General features: G+C 62.6%; 17 protein-coding genes and 4 pseudogenes. 12 read left to right on the top strand and 9 right to left on the bottom strand.

Annotated elements, in window-relative coordinates:
• The first annotated feature begins 774 nt into the window (after positions 1 to 774).
• The 10 genes from X733_RS1000000170720 (at position 775) to X733_RS1000000170740 (ending at position 8,605) form a co-directional block, all read left to right on the top strand.
• Positions 775 to 1,146, top strand: coding sequence for an Ig-like domain-containing protein (locus X733_RS1000000170720; protein WP_245274427.1), 372 nt, complete (start codon positions 775 to 777; stop codon positions 1,144 to 1,146).
• 22 nt (positions 1,147 to 1,168) lie between these two features.
• Positions 1,169 to 3,349, top strand: coding sequence for a calcium-binding protein (locus tag X733_RS1000000170725; RefSeq protein WP_245274418.1), 2,181 nt, complete (start codon positions 1,169 to 1,171; stop codon positions 3,347 to 3,349).
• Positions 3,350 to 3,417: 68 nt separating this feature from the next.
• On the top strand, positions 3,418 to 3,789 hold the full coding sequence (locus tag X733_RS152680) for a hypothetical protein (protein WP_023818629.1): 372 nt from the start codon (positions 3,418 to 3,420) through the stop codon (positions 3,787 to 3,789).
• A 35-nt stretch (positions 3,790 to 3,824) separates the two neighbouring features.
• A complete protein-coding gene (locus tag X733_RS152675; RefSeq protein ID WP_023818630.1) occupies positions 3,825 to 4,580 on the top strand; it encodes a transglycosylase SLT domain-containing protein in 756 nt (251 codons plus the stop codon).
• A 98-nt stretch (positions 4,581 to 4,678) separates the two neighbouring features.
• Positions 4,679 to 5,878, top strand: a complete 1,200-nt coding sequence (locus X733_RS152670; protein ID WP_023818631.1) for an ABC transporter substrate-binding protein — start codon at positions 4,679 to 4,681, stop codon at positions 5,876 to 5,878.
• A gap of 13 nt (positions 5,879 to 5,891) precedes the next feature.
• Positions 5,892 to 6,599 (top strand): thermonuclease family protein, encoded by a 708-nt coding sequence (locus tag X733_RS152665; protein WP_245263023.1) that lies wholly within the window; start codon positions 5,892 to 5,894, stop codon positions 6,597 to 6,599.
• A 165-nt stretch (positions 6,600 to 6,764) separates the two neighbouring features.
• Entirely contained in the window at positions 6,765 to 7,517 is a 753-nt protein-coding gene (locus tag X733_RS152660; protein WP_023818632.1) for a GGDEF domain-containing protein, read from the top strand.
• 77 nt (positions 7,518 to 7,594) lie between these two features.
• Positions 7,595 to 8,038, top strand: a complete 444-nt coding sequence (locus X733_RS1000000170730) for an IS630 transposase-related protein (protein ID WP_155924191.1) — start codon at positions 7,595 to 7,597, stop codon at positions 8,036 to 8,038.
• Positions 7,969 to 8,208: a transposase gene (locus X733_RS1000000170735; protein ID WP_245274429.1), complete on the top strand. Its 240-nt coding sequence runs from the start codon at positions 7,969 to 7,971 to the stop codon at positions 8,206 to 8,208. Before X733_RS1000000170730 ends, X733_RS1000000170735 begins: the two co-directional genes overlap by 70 nt.
• Entirely contained in the window at positions 8,120 to 8,605 is a 486-nt protein-coding gene (locus X733_RS1000000170740; protein ID WP_081740642.1) for a transposase, read from the top strand. The genes X733_RS1000000170735 and X733_RS1000000170740 overlap by 89 nt, the downstream gene beginning before the upstream one ends.
• On the opposite strand, the pseudogene X733_RS1000000167965 reads toward X733_RS1000000170740, so the two are convergent.
• A pseudogene (locus X733_RS1000000167965) lies at positions 8,513 to 8,771 on the bottom strand (ABC transporter permease); the annotation flags it as partial. The gene X733_RS1000000170740 and the pseudogene X733_RS1000000167965 sit on opposite strands and share 93 nt — an antisense overlap.
• A 168-nt stretch (positions 8,772 to 8,939) precedes the next feature.
• Here X733_RS1000000167965 and X733_RS1000000167970 point away from each other — a divergent pair.
• A pseudogene (locus X733_RS1000000167970) lies at positions 8,940 to 9,158 on the top strand (GMC oxidoreductase); the annotation flags it as partial.
• Between the two features lie 157 nt (positions 9,159 to 9,315).
• Here the strand turns inward: X733_RS1000000167970 and X733_RS1000000169510 are convergent.
• Positions 9,316 to 9,429, bottom strand: a pseudogene (locus X733_RS1000000169510) (peptide ABC transporter ATP-binding protein); the annotation flags it as partial.
• 4 nt (positions 9,430 to 9,433) lie between these two features.
• Between X733_RS1000000169510 and X733_RS1000000170745 the strand changes: the two are divergent.
• A pseudogene (locus X733_RS1000000170745) lies at positions 9,434 to 9,687 on the top strand (MBL fold metallo-hydrolase); the annotation flags it as partial.
• A gap of 23 nt (positions 9,688 to 9,710) precedes the next feature.
• On the opposite strand, the gene X733_RS152645 reads toward X733_RS1000000170745, so the two are convergent.
• The 7 genes from X733_RS152645 to X733_RS152615 all read right to left on the bottom strand — a co-directional run bounded on the left by X733_RS152645 (position 9,711) and on the right by X733_RS152615 (position 17,366).
• A complete protein-coding gene (locus X733_RS152645) occupies positions 9,711 to 10,454 on the bottom strand; it encodes an ATP-binding cassette domain-containing protein (RefSeq protein ID WP_023686849.1) in 744 nt (247 codons plus the stop codon).
• A 9-nt stretch (positions 10,455 to 10,463) separates the two neighbouring features.
• Positions 10,464 to 11,663, bottom strand: coding sequence for an alanine racemase (locus X733_RS152640; RefSeq protein ID WP_023818638.1), 1,200 nt, complete (start codon positions 11,661 to 11,663; stop codon positions 10,464 to 10,466).
• A gap of 12 nt (positions 11,664 to 11,675) precedes the next feature.
• The gene (locus tag X733_RS152635; protein ID WP_023818639.1) at positions 11,676 to 12,644 is read right to left on the bottom strand and encodes an ABC transporter permease; all 969 of its coding nucleotides are present in this window, start codon (positions 12,642 to 12,644) and stop codon (positions 11,676 to 11,678) included.
• Positions 12,645 to 12,679: 35 nt separating this feature from the next.
• Entirely contained in the window at positions 12,680 to 13,741 is a 1,062-nt protein-coding gene (locus tag X733_RS152630) for a substrate-binding domain-containing protein (protein ID WP_023735717.1), read from the bottom strand.
• A 67-nt stretch (positions 13,742 to 13,808) separates the two neighbouring features.
• The gene (locus X733_RS152625) at positions 13,809 to 14,870 is read right to left on the bottom strand and encodes a substrate-binding domain-containing protein (RefSeq protein ID WP_031193242.1); all 1,062 of its coding nucleotides are present in this window, start codon (positions 14,868 to 14,870) and stop codon (positions 13,809 to 13,811) included.
• A 31-nt stretch (positions 14,871 to 14,901) separates the two neighbouring features.
• Entirely contained in the window at positions 14,902 to 16,155 is a 1,254-nt protein-coding gene (locus tag X733_RS152620; RefSeq protein WP_023667730.1) for a M20/M25/M40 family metallo-hydrolase, read from the bottom strand.
• Positions 16,152 to 17,366, bottom strand: a complete 1,215-nt coding sequence (locus X733_RS152615; protein ID WP_023681814.1) for an ROK family transcriptional regulator — start codon at positions 17,364 to 17,366, stop codon at positions 16,152 to 16,154. Before X733_RS152615 ends, X733_RS152620 begins: the two co-directional genes overlap by 4 nt.
• Positions 17,367 to 17,527 lie beyond the last annotated feature (161 nt).

Raw genomic sequence — 17,527 nt, forward strand, 5'->3', positions numbered from 1 at the left:
CGCACGTGACGAGCGCCACGACGGTAACCGAGACGTTCAGCTACACGGTGAGCGACAAGGACGGCGACACGGTCACCAAGCAGGTGACGTTCGGGGTCTCCGACAGCGGCATCACCAATGTGACGGCTTCGGCGAACCTGATCGCCGACGAGGACGACCTTGCCGCCGGCAATCACGACACGGCGACAGGCGATGCCACGCCGNGGTCTATACCAACACCACGCAGAACGTGGCCAACGGGACGACGGTCGACGAGACCTTCACCTACACCATCAAGGACGGCGACGGCGACACCACCACGGCGACGTTCACGGTGACGCTGAGCGATACCGGCGTGACGGCGCTGTCGACGTCGGCGAACCTGATCGCCGACGAGGACGACCTTGCCGCCGGCAATCACGACACGGCGACAGGCGATGCCACGCCGGTGCTGACCGGCCATATCGCCTACACGCTGGGCGCCGACCATATCGCCCTCGGCGGCGTTGTGCTGTCGACGGCCGGCAATGCGACGGGCCTGCAGACGCTGGCCGGCGCTGTGGTCGACACGACATGGGTCGGCAGCCANCCGACCATATCGCCCTCGGCGGCGTTGGGCTGTCGACGGCCGGCAATGCGACGGGCCTGCAGACGCTGGCCGGCGCTGTGGTCGACACGACATGGGTCGGCAGCCAACTGATCGGCTACGTGCATAACACCGACCCGAGCGTGGCCGCCAACCAGGTGTTCACCATCGCGGTGAGCAGCGTCAACGATACCGGCGCCGACTACACCATGACCCTGCTGCAGCCGGTCAAGCACACAGTGGCCGGCACCGAGGACGACACCGCACCGTTCACGGTCACCGCCACGGTGACCGACGCCGACGGCTCAACCGGAACCACCTCCTTCACCGTGGTCATCGACGACGACCTGCCTACGGCTGCGAACGATACCTGGGCATCCACGGTTACAGGCCCCACAGTTCTCATCGACCTGCTCGCCAACGACAAATTCGGAGCCGACGGCGTCGACACCGACAACAATCCGGTCAGCGGCCAGGTGACCGCCACCAACGGTGCTCACGGCACCGTCACCTACAACAACGATGGAACGTTCACCTACACGCCGACGGGCATCTATNACCTACACGATCAAGGACGGTGACGGCGACACTTCGACGGCCACGGTGACCCTGAATGTGCAGACCAACACCGTTCCATCGGGTGGCGGGACTGCATCGTTGACATTGAACGAAGCCGCGCTCGACACCACGCTCGATGCTTCGGCGCCTGCGGATCTCCAAGCCGGGGCCGTGACCGGCACCAACCCAGGCAGCCGCGGCGAGACGGCGCAAGCAATCAGCGGCATCACCTTCACCACGACCGGCGAAGCCATTAATGTTGCATTCGCCAACCCGACCGGCGATCCAAACTGGGTGGCGCCGACTGTTTCTGGCCTAGCCTCTGGATACACAATCAGCTGGGCGCTCGTCGGCAACCAACTCGTCGGCAGTCTGATACAAACGGCCGGCAGCGTGAACCTCGGCGCATTCGTCTATCTGGCGCTGTCAACCACAAACGCCGGCCCCAACAGTTCGTTGACACCCGTCGTTACCGCGACACTGACCGACCAGCTCCAGCATCTTGCCGGCTCGGGCAACGTCACCATCAACGGGATTCAGGTGGTGGCAACCGACACCAGCGGCGATCATGTTTCCGGCTCGGTCAATCTGACGGTTCTGGACGACGCTCCGCTGCCGTTCACTCCGGATGGTATCTTCGTCGAGAACATCAACCATACGACGCTCACGGAACAGATCAATTTCGGACCATCCGCCGGCGCCGACGGCATCGGCAATGTTGTGTTCAACGTGACCGAAGGCGCTGCAGTGAAGGATGCGACGGGCACGAATATTTTCCTGAACGGCGAACAGGTCTTCTTCCACGTCGTCGATTCGCACACCGTGGTCGGACAGACTTCGGTTGTCAACGGTAGCGATCTCGCATTCACGGCAACACTCAATCCAGCCACGGACACCTGGACCTATACGCAGAACGCGACAATGTTTGCCGGCAACCAGTTCAATACGGCGAACTTCACACCCAGCGGCGGCAACAATGACGCTATTGTTCTTGACTCGACCGGGTCGACCAGTGACCTGCTAGCCACCGCCAATGGCCACACCGTAAATACGAGCACGGGCAGCTGGGGTGTCAATGGCGGAAACAGCATCGGACCAGGTGAGGCGATTCGTTTCGACTTCGTCAGCAACGCAACAACCGACGGCAATATCGCCGGCACCCCTGACGGTACCGGGACCGGAATCCATTATACCGATCACTACGAGGTAGCCAGCTACACCCAGGGGATTGGCAATGTCTCGGGATCAGCTCCGGTATCCATCACCATCCGCCCGGTCAACGCCGACTACGACAACTCCTACATTGGCGACGGAACAGGCGAAAGCACAGCGTTCGGCAGCCTGGTCACCGTGGTCAACGCCGGAGGGAGCATTAATCCGGTGGCAACGTACAATGCGTTGAACGGAACATGGACCATCATCGGCCTGGAGCAAGGCGATACCTTTACCGTGATTGCAAATTCCGACCCGTTCAGCGCAATCGAGATTTCGGCCAATGCTGGCTCAAACGACTTCAAACTGGGGCCGGTGACCTACACGACCGCCAACGCCGTTACGCCATTCGATATCGCGATACCGGTTACCGCGACCGACGGTGACGGCGACGCGATCGCCGGGTCAGTGACGGCACACCTTTCGCCCGATCTCAGCACCTGGCAAGGAACCTCTGGCGTCGATACACACACTACGACGTCGGCGGAAACCACGTTGCTCGGCGAGGGCGGTAACGACACCCTCAATGGACTCAATCTCCAGGCTGATATCCTCTCCGGCGGACGCGGCGATGATACCTTGTCGGGCAACTCCGGTAACGACACGCTCTACGGCGGCTCGGGAGCGGACATACTGTTCGGCGGCGACGGCAACGACCTGCTGATCGGCGGTTCCGGTCAGGACACGCTCACCGGTGGTATAGGCGTCGATACGTTCAAGCTCGAGCACCTCGACATCAAAGATCTTATCGCTGACTACAGCGGTGTCGGCGGCCATGGCGACATCATCGACCTTACCTCACTGTTCGATACAGCCGCCGGAGGGGCCAATGTCGGCGACTTCGTGAACTACAATGCGGGAACGAACACTGTCAGCGTCGACGCCGACGGTTTGGCCAACGGCGCCAATTTCGTGGACGTGGCCACCTTGACGAATGCACCCGTCGCCAACACGATCACCCTGCTCTACGATGACGGAGTGACGCAGCATACGACAACGGCAAACGTGGTCTAGGAGCATGGTGCGGGGCCACGCGACTATGCTATGCATTAGAGATTAGGAATACAGAGGGGGATCTCATCATGAAACGTTCCGTAAGACTGTTGGTTTCCGCTGCGACGCTGTTGCTGGCAGTCGGGTCGACGGGTTATGCCGCCGACATCATCGAAGGGCCGGTGGCCGACTATTGCCGGACCGTCGGCACATCGAACCTGGTGCTGACCGACAACATCGTCGATCTCAAGGCCGAGGTGGTGAAGCTGATGGACGAGTCGGTGGCCGTCGCCAACAGCTCGGAATGGATCAATTCGTCCCGTCCTGCCTTCGTCTGGGCATCGGAAGCCAAGGTCGCCTGCGGCATGGCCTATGGCTACCTCAAGACGAACTACAAGGACGAGGACACGCTCAACAAGTGCGAATGCTTCCACGACCGCATGGTCGAGTACATGAACTGACCGGAAGGGATCCGGCAGTGCCGGTTGGCTGACCGATGGTCGGCGGACGATTGACGAGGGCGATCGCCGGAGCGATCGCATTGACCGGTTTTGGCCAGCTTGCCACTCAAGCCTGCGCCAACTGGCTGGAACGACCTAGCCTGGAGAGACCAGCACCGTTCGGCTTAAGGCGGCCGGTTCGCTGCGACGCCGCCTCCGAATGGACGCGCGCGACATTCAAGGCGTTTGCGACATGCCAGGCATCGCTCTACGGCTTGGAGCCGGTGCTGGCGCACGCGGTGATGGAGATCGAAAGCGGGTTCGATCCCGATGTGCACGGCGCCGATGGTGAGGTCGGGTTGATGCAGGTAATGCCCGCGACGGCCCGAATGCTGGGCTTTCGTGGCTCGCTCGACGAGCTTGGCGCGCCGGCGACCAACATCGCGCTCGGCGTCAGATATCTGGCGCAGGCAAACAGCCTTGCCGCAGGCGATCTCTGCACCACCGTCATGAAGTATCGTGCCGGGCACGGCGAAACCCGGTTCTCCGAACTTTCGGTCCGCTACTGCCGGCGTGCGCGTGCAATCCTGGCGAGAGAAGGTTTTGCGGTGGCCGGGCCATTGCCGGTGGCGACGTTCGGATTCTCCGCATTCCCGACAGCAGGAGACGATGGTGCCCCTGCCCCGGCGAGGCGGATTTGTGTGCGCCGACTGTTCGTGCCGGGCCCGCGATACATGAAATGCGCGGACTATCGAAGCGCCGGGCAAGCCAGAATGATCAAGGCGCTCCGGGCAAGACTTTTCGACGGCTGAGCCATAATCCAGCAATTGCAAAGACGGCGAGGCAAGTCTGCCGTAAGATGAACGGATGAGACCGGGACAAATACCCGGCGGGATATGAGGGAGGCATCATGGATTCTGGCCGGCAGCGACACGGTTTGTGGACGTGGGCGATCGTCTTTGCGTTCGCGGGCATGGTGTCGGGCTGCCAGTCGAAAGGCAGCGTCTCGGACGCGCTCGATCCGGCGGCGATCGCCGCACCCGGAGCGCCGGCCGCCGGCACCGCTGCCAGCCCGGCCCAAGCCACGCGATCGCTCGGCACCGGGTCGACGAAGGTCACGATGCTGCTGCCTTTGTCGGCCCCGGGCAACGCCGGCGAAAACGGCCGGAAGATGCTCGATGCGACCAAGCTGGCGATGGCCGACCTTGGAAATGTCCTGCTCACGATTACGGTCGAGGACACCAAGGGCGACAGCGCGCACGCCAGCGAATTGGCTGTGAAGGCGATCACCACTGGAACCGCGATCGTCATCGGCCCGGTCGAACTCGCGGCCGCGCAGCACATAGCCAAGCTGTCGGGATCGAAGCGACCGCCGGTGCTGGCGTTGGCCGACAATTTCGCCGGCGGCCCGGGCGTCTATGCGGTGCGCCTCAACGAGGCCGACAGCGCGGCCGCGGGCGCAGCCGGCCTGGCGGCCAAAGGCAGCAAGAAGTTCGTGTTGCTCGTTCCGGCGGGCGCGAATGCCGGCGTGGTTGAAAAGCGGGTCGCCAACAGTCTCAGCATCTATGGCGCGACGCTCGCCGTCACCGTTCCGTATCCGGCCGGCGATGGCGGCACCAAAGTGGTCAATGATGTGGGCTCGCTGGTCGAGGCTCCCGATGCCATCATCATCGCCAGCGGCGACGACAATCCGGCGCCGATCCTTGCGGCGCTCAAAACGAAAGGCATTCCTGGAAAAGCAATTGCCGTCGTTGGAACCAACCGCTGGCTGGAACATCCGATGGAGCCGCTGTTTGAAGGCTCCTACATCGCCACGCTCGACCCAACGGAAACCGGCCCGATCGCCGACCGCTTCAAGACGACCTACAATTATCCAGCCGACGCCAATGTCGCCTACGCCTATGATATGGTCGCCCTGACAGCAGGAATTGCAAGTTCGGCCGGGCCTGACGGCTTCAGCAAGCAGGTGCTCGAAAATCGGAGCGGATTTCGCGGATCGACCGGCCTGTTCCGGTTTCGGGCGGATGGCTCCAGTGAGCGATCCATGCCCTTCTACCAGGTTCGAAAAGGTGCACTCAAGCTGGTCGCCAAATCGACATCGGGGTATTGAGGGGCAAGGAACCTTGCTTGAGTTGATGGGCTGGCTGAGGCACAATCGCTTGATAGCGCTCGGAAGCCTGCTCCTCCTGGCCGGGGTCTTGTTGATCATCCGGGCCGCAGATCTGCTTCCGAACAATCGGCCAGCGCCACGTCAATCCATCGATCATAGCCAGGCAATGCGACCACCTCCGAGCGCCGCCAATACGCCATGGCGGGGACGGGCACGCAAGATTGCTCAGGACCTTATCGCGCCGCCACAGCTTGATCCGGCGCAAATCGAACGGGTCGAGCCGCGCCTGCCGCTCAGCGACCTTGGTCTGGCTTCGCCTGCAGGGATGCGGATGCCAAAGGATTGGAAAGAGGTCCTGCTGTACCAACCGGTTGCCACCTCGTCGGCAACCTTCGAATCGATGGGGCGCAAGGTAGCCATCAGCGGGATCCAAGGCATTGACCTGGATGAGACCTGTTCCTTTCGTGGCATCGCCTGGCCTTGCGGCCAGCGTGCGCGCGCGACGTTCAATTCCTGGCTGCGCGGCCGGGCGCTGAAATGCGTCGTGCCGCCGGAAATCGATCGTTTTGCCATTGCGGCACCGTGCAGCTTGGGCAAGCAGGATGTCGGCGCGTGGCTTGTTTCCAATGGCTGGGCGACGGCCTTGGCGAGTGGCATCTATGGCAAGGCGGAGGCAGTGGCCAGAGACGCGCAGATGGGGATATTCGGCCCGCCGCAATAGCCGATAATTCGGTGTCGTTGCTTTTGCCGCCGTAGCCTTGCTTTTGAAGGGCTGATTTCGGGCCGATGGTAGGTGATTGCGCCATTACTAAAATTGTATGTTTCCTCGAAACTGAAAGTGCAGCACCTTGGCCTTATGACAGCCGATCAGGCGGGAGATTGGCTAATGATGACACCAATGGCGAATAGCTCGCCCCGGCAATGGAAAGATATCGCATGGCTGACTGCCCTGGGATCGGCGGGCATTCTGCTCCTCTCGGTTGGCCTAAATTATCTGCTTCTGTTCTCGGAAGCCTTGGCGCCCTTCGGCCGCAGCATGGTCACAGCGATCCTGTTGCCGGTCATCGTCGGTGGCCCGCTTTTCCTGTTCATTGGACTGCAGCGGACCGAGCTCGTCCGTTATCGAAGAGAACTCAACAAGTCGGCGACCTTTGACAGCCTGACAGGCTGCCTCAACCGGACAGTCTTCACGTCGATGGTCGAAAGGAGAGCAACCAGGCCGGAATCGTCTGGTCCAAGATCTGGCGCCTTCCTGGTCATTCATCCCGAACACATCAGGTCCATCAATCTGCGCTTCGGCCTTGGCTGGGGTGACGAAGCCTTGCGGCTCATAGCCTCGACCATCCAGTCATCGGTACGCAAGGAAGATCTGGTGGGCCGGATCGGAACCTCCATGTTCGGGGTCTTTCTGCCCGGTGCGACAGAAGACGACGCCAGGGAGATCGGCGACCGTATCCGGGCGCGCGTGGCCCAAGCCTATTTCGCGCCAAAAGGAACCGCGGACACGCTGACCATCAGCGTCGGCGGCGTGGTGTTTGAAAACGAGTTGGAATTCGAGGACATGTTCCGATCGGCGGAATCGCTGTTATCCGGCGTCGGACGCCAGCCCGGATTTCAATTGTCGCACCTCCACAACTAGAGCCTGTCGCGATTTAAGGGATTCAGGATTCCCTTTGGTTTGAGTTAGTGATTCATTGCGGTTGAAAGGAGACCGCGATGGGCAAGCCGCTACCGCTTGAGTTGCGTCAGCGTGTTGTTGCGTATGTCGATGAGGGGCATGGTCACCGCGAGGCAGCGCGCCATTTCCGCGTTTCGCCTCGCTTTGTGAACAATCTGATCAACTTGCGGCGGCAGACCGGTTCGCTTGAAGCGCGCCGGCAGGGCCATGTGGGCGGCGGCAAGCTTGAGCCGCATGCCGAGTTTGTGCGTTTGCGATTGGCCGAGACCGGCGAACTGACGCTGGATGAGCTTTGCGTCGAACTGGAGGTGCGTGGTGTGAGCGTGCACCGCTCCAATGTCGGGCGCCTGCTCCATCGCCTTGGGCTCAGTCACAAAAAACTCTACTGGCCAGCGAGCAGCAGCGGGCCGACGTGCGCCAGGCGCGTGAGCTGTGGACCGGGCGGCGAAAGCGCTTCTTCAACAAGGCTTTGGCGCGGCTGATCTTCATCGATGAGACGTCGACCAACACCAAACTGACCAAACGCACCGGCTGGGCGCCGAAGGGCGAGCGCTTCAGGACGCATGCGCCCTTCGGCAAATGGCAGACGCAGACCTTCATCGCCGGGCTACGATGCCACGGTCTTGTCGCGCCGTCGTCAACGCGCCGATGAATGGCGCCATCTTCGAACACTACATCGAAACACAGCTTGCTCCCCAACTGTCGCCCGGCGATATCGTCATTCTCGACAATGTCGGCTTCACAAGAACGAGCGCGCCGCACAACTGGTTCGCCAAAGGGGCGCTTGGCTCCTGTTCCTGCCGCCATACTCACCCGATCTCAATCCGATCGAGATGGCCTACTCAAAACTCAAGGCGCGGCTGCGAAAGAAAGCGGCCAGAACCTTCGACGCACTCTGCCAAGCTCTCGGCGACATCTGCCACCTGTTCGAGCCAGCAGAATGCAGAAACTTCTTCAAGGACGGCGGCAGCGATCGCGTAGAGCTCGTAGAAATTGCCGTGCGAGCTTGGCAGGATCGAGCGTGTGTACATTGCGAGAAAGATGGATGACAGCGCCGTCAGCTCGGCGCAGATCACATAGGCGCAGATGATAACCGGCCGGTACGGATTCCGGAAAACCGCGCGGCCTCTTCATTTTTGCCTACGGCGAAGGCGGTACGGTGCAGAACGACCTCACCGCCGCCAGCACGAGCAGGAAAACAAAAGAATGAGGAATGGGAATGGAGGTGTAGGCGTTGTTGATAAGAGCCGAGACCAGATCGGTGCGACCGGTGGTGAGATATTCCAGATCCTCGAAGCGGGTTTCGTAGGGCAGGCGGTGATCGCCGAGGAGCTGTCGCTGGGCGGGGCCGCCGACCTTTCCGATCAGTCCATAACAGACCACATCCTCGAACACGCCAAAACGGTCTATCACCCCTGCGGCACCTGCCGGATGGGCAGCGATGACCAGGCGGTGGTCGACCCGCAATTGCGCGTGCGCGGCGTGCCGCGCCTACGCATCTGCGACGCCTCGATCATGCCGCGTCTCATCAGCGGCAAAACCAACGCGCCGGTGATCATGATCGCCGACCGCTGCGCCGATTTCATCCTCGGCAGCGCTTAGCGAAAAACGGGCAGCCGAGAGAAATCCAGGCTGTTTTGAGACGGTGTATCTGTCCAGCGCATGCAGCGACTTGTCGCGACCGAAACCGGACAGCTTGACTCCGCCGGGCGGCACGGTGATGTCGGCGCCGCCATACATTGCATAGGTCCTATCAAATCGAGACTGGGACAGCGATGCCAACGCGCTGCTGTTGGCCGCCAGAAAGCTGGTGCGGATACGCCTGGAGAAATTCAGGCGATGCAGGCAGCTTCACCAGACGCAGCAGTTCCAGCAGCATCCATGACGGCGCCGAAGTCGCGCCCGGCTTCCAGATCATCGCTGCGCCGGCCACACGCCCGGCCACTCGGTCTACCTCGCAAACTACGGCAAGGAACAGCGCATGATTTCGGCCGACACGATGTATGTGCCAGCGCTGCTGGCGCCGCATCCGGAGTGGCAAGGCAGCTACGACCAGGACGGGCCGATGGCGATCACCACGCGGCACAAGCTGATCGATCGCGTGATTGCCGACAACATCCGGATCTCGGGCGGGGGCTCTCAGAGAGGTTCCTGCTATTGCTGCTGCAGGCCGGTGATCATGGCAATGATCTCGTTCTTATCGGTCTTCGCGGTCTCGCGAATTCCAATCTGCTTGCCACGCCTGAGAACACAGATGCGGTCGGAGAGCTTGAAGACCTGGTCGAGGCTGTGGCTGATGATCAGGATGCCGACATTGCGCTGCTTCAGCGACTGGACGATAGCCTCCACCCGGGCGGTTTCGGCAACGCCCAGCGCCGCCGTCGGCTCATCCAGCAGGATCAGCTTGCTTGCCCAATGCGTGGCGCGCGCGATCGCAACGCCCTGGCGCTGGCCGCCGGAGAGATCGCGGATAGTGGCGTGGGCGGAGGGGATGCGCACGTCCAGTTCCTTCACCAGTTTCTCGGTCTCGTCGATCATGCGGCGGCGGTCGAGCAAACCGAGGCGGTTCAGCGGCTCGCGGCCGAGGAACATGTTCATGTAGACCGTCTGCTGGTCGGCCAGCGCCAGGTCCTGGTAGACGACCTCGATGCCGTGCGCGCGCCCCATGGTGGCATTCGACATCGTCACCGGTTTTCCTTCGATGACGATGGTGCCGGACGAGGGCGGGTGGACCCCCGAGACGATCTTGACCAGCGTCGACTTTCCGGCGCCGTTGTCGCCGACGAGTGCAACGATCTCGCCCGGGAAAACCTCGAGCGAAAAACTCTCGATCGCGGTGATGCCGCCGAAATTCTTGCGAATGTCGTGCAGCTGAAGGATGGGCGCGCTCACCGTCATGTGTTTCTCCTAGACTGGCCAGGCATAGGGTTCACCGAAGCCGTTCTCGATGGTTTCCACTTTCGGATTGTCCGTCGAAATGCCCGACACGCCGACAATATGGGCGCGGGTGACGAAGGCCTGGCCACGGAAGCCGAACACGGCGCTGTCGCCAGGCTTCGGCGCGTTCGCGCCGGCGGCATCGATCATGGCGTAATAGTCGATCGCCGAGGGCGGCGGCACCTCGACGCTGCGCAGTGCCGAGCCTGCCGTTGTCGGTTCAGCCGAGACGATCGCCTTGACGTCGTAGTCGGGGAAGATCGGATCGATGTAGAAGCCGCCGCCAAGGCAATAGGCCTTGCCGCCGGAGAGATGCGAGACCTCGGCGAGATAGAGCACCGCCGGCAGCTCCGGCAAATCTTCCATGACATGCAGCGCGGTGGTGCCATGTAGTCCATTGCCGGGCTCGCACTGCGTCGCGCCGGCCTCGGCGAGTGCCGCCAGCATAACGCTCGACGTGGTGCCCGGCGCGTTGATCTCAATGTCCTTGCGGCCTGCCTTAGCCAGCGCTTCCGCAGCTTTCGCGAGCGTCGCCAGATTGGGGGTCGGCAGCACTTTTCGCGAAGCATGGTCGAACAGCAGAGCAGGGAAAGTGGTGATGCCGGCGAAACGGCCGCCTTCGACGGCATCCAGCCGGTCGGCGACATCGATAATGTCGGCGGCATTGAAACCGCCTTCATGGCCGCGATAGAAGATATCGCCTTCGGCGGCGATGCGGGCCAGCAGATGCTGCACATAGCCGGCCGCCTTGGCGCCTGTTGCCGCTTCCCCAGCCTTGGTATCATTGAACACGGTCCAGTAGTCCGGCTTGAAGGTTTTCGCCGCAGCCGCCGCTTCGAATTTTGCGACCTGCTGGAGATGGCCGAGATGGCCAAGCTTCATGCCTGCCTTGTGGGTGGCGCGGGCGCAAGCCATGTCGACGGCGACCGCGCGGTCAATGCCGCCGCGCATCACAGCCCGGCAGAACGACGAGGAGCGGCCGACCTGCTTGGTCATGGCGAAGATCTTCAGGCCGTTGCGGTTGGCCTCGCTCTTGAGAACCCGCGCATTGGCCTCAACCGTGTCGAGATCGAGCACATAAGCATTGGCCGGCAGCTTACCTTGCTGGTGCAACCGGATAGCTGATTCGATGAAGGCGGGGTTGCGGCGGCGCAAAATGTCGAGAAACATGGATGGCTTCCTTCAGCGGTTCTTTTCGCGCAGCGACACGGCGACTGCGGTCAGGATGATGAGGCCGCGCACGATCATCTGGTCGGAGACCGACAGGCCCATCAGGATCAGGCCGTTGTTGAGCATGCCCATCATCAACGAGCCGACCAGCGCGCCGACCACGGAGCCCTTGCCGCCATTGAGCAGCGTGCCGCCGACGATGACGGCGGCGATGACCGTCATCAGGTCGGTTTCGCCGAGAGTATATTTCGCCGCCTGCAGGCGACCGGCATAGAGCAAGCCGGCAAGACCGGCGAGCCCGCCGCTGATGGTCAGCACGGCGAGCCTGATCCTGGGCACGCTGATGCCCGATACGCTTGCGGCGCGGGCATTGTCGCCGGTCGCCAGCACATGCGCGCCGAAACGGGTTTCGCGGAACACCAGGTGGCCGATGGCCACGGCAATCACCGACCACCAGACGAGTGAGGGGACACCGAGCAGCGAGCCGGAACCGAAGAAGCCGGTGAACGCTTCGTTGGTCACCGAGATCGAGCGAAGGTCTGTCATCGAACGCGAAACGCCGGCGAACAGGCCGAGCGTCGCCAGCGTCACCAGGAAGGAGGGCAGCCTGACATACGCCACCAGCACGCCGTTGATGACGCCGATCAGCAGGCCGGCGCCGAGGCCGGCGACTATCCCTGCCGGCATGCCGTACGCGTTGATGGTGACGGCGGCTGCAAGGGCCGCCACCGCCACGATCGAGCCGATCGACAAATCTATTTCGCCGGCCGACATGACGAAGACCAGGCCGATGGCCATGATCGTCACCGGCGTCGTCTGCAACACGATGTTCGATAAGTTTCGGACGGTGAGGAAGCCGCTGTCCCTCAGCACAATGGCGAAGAACAGGAAGATCGCCAGGAAACCGAGGTAGACGACATATTGCTGCAGATTGAAGCGGCTGACGAAGCTGCTACCGGCGCTGGTGTTGGCACTGGACATTTTATTCCTCCGGTGGTGAGCGCTTCGCCTCGAGCCTATTTCACCGCGTCCGCGATAGCCGCCGGTACGTCCCTGTTGAGGGACTTCTTCCAACCGTCCTTCACCGTGTCCTTGGTGACGGCGATGGAATCTACGGCATAGAATGGTTCGGCCTTCTTGCCGACCAGAGAACCTGCCGAGGCGCGCGCCAGCGTCACGCCAATGCTGTAGGCCTCGTCGGCGACGAGGGCCGCGATGTTGCCGCCCTTGACCATGTCGAGCGCGGCAGGCTCATTGAGGTCGAGCGTGACAATCTTGGTGTGCGTGTTGCCGGCACCGCGCAAGGCCGAAAGCACGCTCAGCGCCGGTTCGGCCCAGGTGACATAGATGCCGTCCAGGTCCGGATGCTGGGTGATCATCGCCTGGGCGATGTCTTCGCTGCGCGCCGGGTCGGCCATGCCGGCCTCGGCCTCGATCTTCATATCGGGATAGTCCTGCTCGATGGTCTTCTTGAAGGCCTGGTCGCGCTGGTTGGTGACGTAGAAGTCGGCATCGTGGAAGATGTAGCCGACCTTGCCTTTCTTGCCGAGCGCCTCGGCCATGGCGATGCCGGCCTTGTTGCCCATCTGAAAGAGATCGTCGGAGACGATGGTGACATAGTCCCTGCCCTGCTTGTAGCCGGCCGGGGAATTGTCGACGAAGCCGAGCTTGACGCCGGCCTGTCGTGCCGGATCGTAGACCGAAGCTGCAGTCGCCGGATCGACGGGAAGCGACAGGATGATCGACGGCTTTTTGGCCATCACCGTCTCGATATCGGCCTTCTGTCGCGCGGCGTCGAAACCGGCATCGGTCTGCGCCACCACCTCGATGCCGAGGCGCTTGAATTCGTCATGGGCGCCGGCATTGACGGCGTTGGTGTATTCGCTCATCTCGTGCCAGACGAGGGCGGCGGTGAACTTGCCGTCCTTGATCTGCTGCTCTTCGGCTGGCGTCAGCGTAAGACTGCTCGCCGGCACCGGCTTTTCACCATTCGGTCCTGTGGTGACGCCTTCGGCGGCGAAGGCGTGCATGGCTAGCAGGCTCGCCACCGTCGTTATGATTGCAGATGCTATGCGCATGTCCCGATTCCCCTTTTTGTTGTCGAAGAAAAGCTCCGGTGCGGCGGGCCGCGCCGGAGCGAGAGCCTTACTTGAACGCGTCGAGCACCGGCTGCGGCGCGTCGCGGTTGAGCGAGTCCTTCCAGCCCTGCGCGACATTCTCCTTGGTGACGGTCAGGGCCGGGGCGACGACGAAGGCTGGTGTCGGCTGGCCAAGCAGCGACTTCATGCCGGAAGCAGCCATGGCGCGGCCGAGTTCATAGGCCTTGTCGGCGACGAGGGCTGCGACATTGCCGCCCTTGACCATGTCGAGCGCGACCGGCTCGGCGAGGTCGAGCGTGACGATCTTGGTCCTGGCGTTGCTGGCGCCGCGTAGCGCCGACAGCACGCCGTCGGCCGGCTCGGCCCAGGTCACGTAGATGCCGTCGAGATCGGGATGTTGCAAAAGCATCGCGTTGGCCAGTTCCTCGGCGCGGGCCGGGTCGGATATGCCCTGTTCGGCGACGATCTTGATGTCGGGATAGACCTTCTCGATGGTGGTCTTGAAGGCTTGGTCGCGCTGGTTGGTGACGTAGTAGGCAGCGTCGTGGAAAATGTAGCCGACCTTGCCCTTGCCGCCGATCGCCTTGGCCATCGCGTCCGCAGCCTGCTTGCCCATCTGGAATAGATCGTCAGTCACGATCGAAGCGTAGTCGGTGCCCTGCTTGTAGTCCTTGGGCAAGTTGGACAGGAACACCAGCTTGGTGCCGTCCTTGACCGCCTGGCGGAAGGCTTCTGCCGAGGTGACCGGGTCGAGCGGCAGCGCCAAGATGACGTTGGGCTTTGCGGCCAACGCCGTCTCGATGTCGCTGCGCTGGCGGGCGGAGTCGAACTGGGCATCCGTTTTGACCGCAATGGTGATACCGGCGCGGGCGAATTCGTCGGTGGCGCCGGCGGTTACCGCATTGGTGAAATCGGACGAGGTGTGCCAGAGCAAGGCAGCCTTGTAGCCCTTGTCCTTGAGCGCGGCGATGTCGGCATCGCTTAGGATCACGTCGGCGCTCGGCGTGGCGCTCTCGCCCTGCGGGCCGACCGTCTGTGCGAAAGCTGGGTTGGCGGCAAGCATCAATCCGCCGGCAAAGGCGGCGGCGATCAGTGTCTTCATCGGCATGTCAGTTCTCCCATTTTGCTTCGTTGGTGGTTCAGTCGGCCACGCCGCAATAGCGGGCCATGAAGGCGGCGAAGCCGACTATGCCGGCGAAATATTCCTCGACATCCACGTGCTCCTCGAATGTGTGGCAATTCCTGATGTCGCCGGGCGCGCAATAGACGGCAGGAATACCGAGCTGATTGATGATGAAGGGGGACTCCGACCAGAACGGTGCGCCCTCGATGACGCCGCGTCCGCTCATTGCGCCGGCCATCGCGTCGGACAGCATGGCGACTTCCGCCCGCGTTTCGCCGATCTCGGCAGCGGTGCCGCCCAGCCTGTGGTCGCGGCCGGCGGGGTAGGCGAACTCTACCGAAATATCCGGATCGGTGATCGCGCCGCGCACGGCAGCCTCGATCTCGGCGGCGGCGGTGTCGAGGTCTTCGCCAGGCAACAGCTTACGGATCAGCGAGAGCGTGCAGCGCTCGGGAACGGCAATGTAGCCGCCGCCGGCAAGCCCGGTGATAAGCAGGAAGCCGCGCCCGACCAGTTTGTGCTCGGCGCGCGCGGCGACCTCATCCGAATGCTTCCAAAGCGCCGTCATCGCGGCATGGCTTGCACGGAGCGCATCCTTGCCGAGTTCTGGCACACCGAAATAGGCGGATTTGCCGGTAATCGAGATATCGGTGATGAAGAAGCCGATCTGCGCCGCATAAACGGCCAGGCGGGTCGGCTCGACATAGACGCTGAAATCGGGTGCTGTGACCTCGCCGGTCTCGATGCGTCCGACGAAGTGCTTGATCCCGGCGGAAATGCCGGTGCCGGGCTGGCCGCTCTCCTCGTCGCCGATGAAAGCGAAGGCGACGTCGCCCTTGAGGCGAACGCCTGCCTTGTCGAGTAGCGCGAGTGCCGCCAGCGAAGCAGTGATGCCGGCCTTGAGGTCGCCTGAGCCGCGGCCCCAGACAGCACCATCAATGATCGGGGCGGCGAACGGATCCTCACGCTCGGTGCCTGCCCAATGCTCGCGCCAGCCGTCGACATGGACGGTGTCGGTATGGCCCATGAACAGCAGGCGCTTTCCCTGGTCGGCCCCCTTGCGCTCGCCCCAGATGTTGGGCCGCCCGGGAAGAAATTCCGTCCTGGTCAGGCCGCTGAGGTCAAGGTCGCGCATCCTGGCTTCTAGGAAGTCGACGAAGTTGGCTTCGTTGCCGGTGATGCTCTCTCGGCCGATGGCGCGGCGAAACAGCGTTAGTGCGTCGTCGCGGTCGAGCGCTGCCTGCAGGCGGGCGGTAATATCGTGAGTCATATCGCGGCCTCCTTCAGGGCGGCGGCCTGGGCAGGCGGCAGCGAAATCCGGCCATCAGGCGCGTCGACGCCGAACAGCGTGTTGTGCAACTGGCCAAGGCCGATTGCCGCCGCGCCAATGAGGGCTGCGCGTGCGCCGAGTTCGCTCGCCTCGACCCTGACCGGATAGGGGAAGCATAGCGGCAGAAGCGCCTGCACCCTGGACAGGATTTCGGGCCGCAACCCAATCGAGCCGCCGAGGATAAACTTTTCTGGATTGGCGATTGCCGCGATTGCCGCAACGCCTTGCGCCAGATGGCGGGCAGTTTCGTCGAGCACGGTGAGCGCGTCCTTGTCGCCAAGCGCGGCATTCTCGAATATTGCCGGCACCGAGACCTGCCTGCCGGTGAGAGCGTGGTAGCGATCGGTCATGGCGTGGGTGGCCACCGCGCGTTCGAATGCGCCGGTGCGCAGTGATTCCTCGGTGAAGGGATCGGCCCCGATCGGCATGAAACCGATCTCGCCGGCGGCGTGCCCAGCACCCCGCACCAGATGGCCGCCCAGCATCAGCCCGCTGCCGATGCCGGTGCCGAGCGCGATGTAGGCGAGATTGTCGATGCCCTGGCCTTGGCCGAGCCAGTTCTCGCCAAGCACCGCGAGATTGACGTCGTTCTCGATCATCACCGCGACGCCGAGCGCTTCTTCGAAGGCATCCAGCACATTCATTGTGTCGAAGCCGGCAATGTTCGGCGCCATTAAAATGCGGCCGGTGGCCGGGTCAGGAGCGCCAGGCGCGCCGATGACGGCCAGGCGTATCTTCTTGCGCGCGACGTGCTGTCTGGCCGCGGCATCGAAGGCCAGCGCTGCAATCTGATCGACGACGAACTGGCCGCCGCGCGGGTCGGTCGGTGTGGCGGCTTCGGCAAAGATCTGGCAGGCAAGGTCCGTCAGCGCGACCCGCACCTTGGTGCCGCCAAGGTCGACGGCGATGATATAGGCTGCGTCGTGGACCAGTTCGTAGGTGACGGCGGTGCGCCCGACATGGCCGCTGGTGCGGCCGGTTTCCTGGACCCAGCCCTCCTGCTCGAGCCCGCGCATGATTTCGGAGATGGTCTGCTTCGACAGGCCCGTCAGCTTGGCGATCGAGGCGCGGGAGATCGGCCCGCCCTGGACGATCGCTTCCATCACGGAGCGCTGTGAGAACTGACGGGATATGCGCGGCAGGTCAGTCACATTGAACTCCCGTTAATTCGTTCTATGACCGAACTTATTATTCGGAACTGGACCTGTCAATGTATGTTCGCGAGCGGCCGTTTTTGCGCACGCGAACATTGATCCGGAGGCAGGATTCAGGCGCGGTGCTGCCGTTCGGCAGAAGATAAATGCGGTCAGGG

The organism is Mesorhizobium sp. L2C066B000 (assembly GCF_000502335.1).
In the GTDB taxonomy this organism is placed as follows: Bacteria; Pseudomonadota; Alphaproteobacteria; order Rhizobiales; family Rhizobiaceae; genus Mesorhizobium.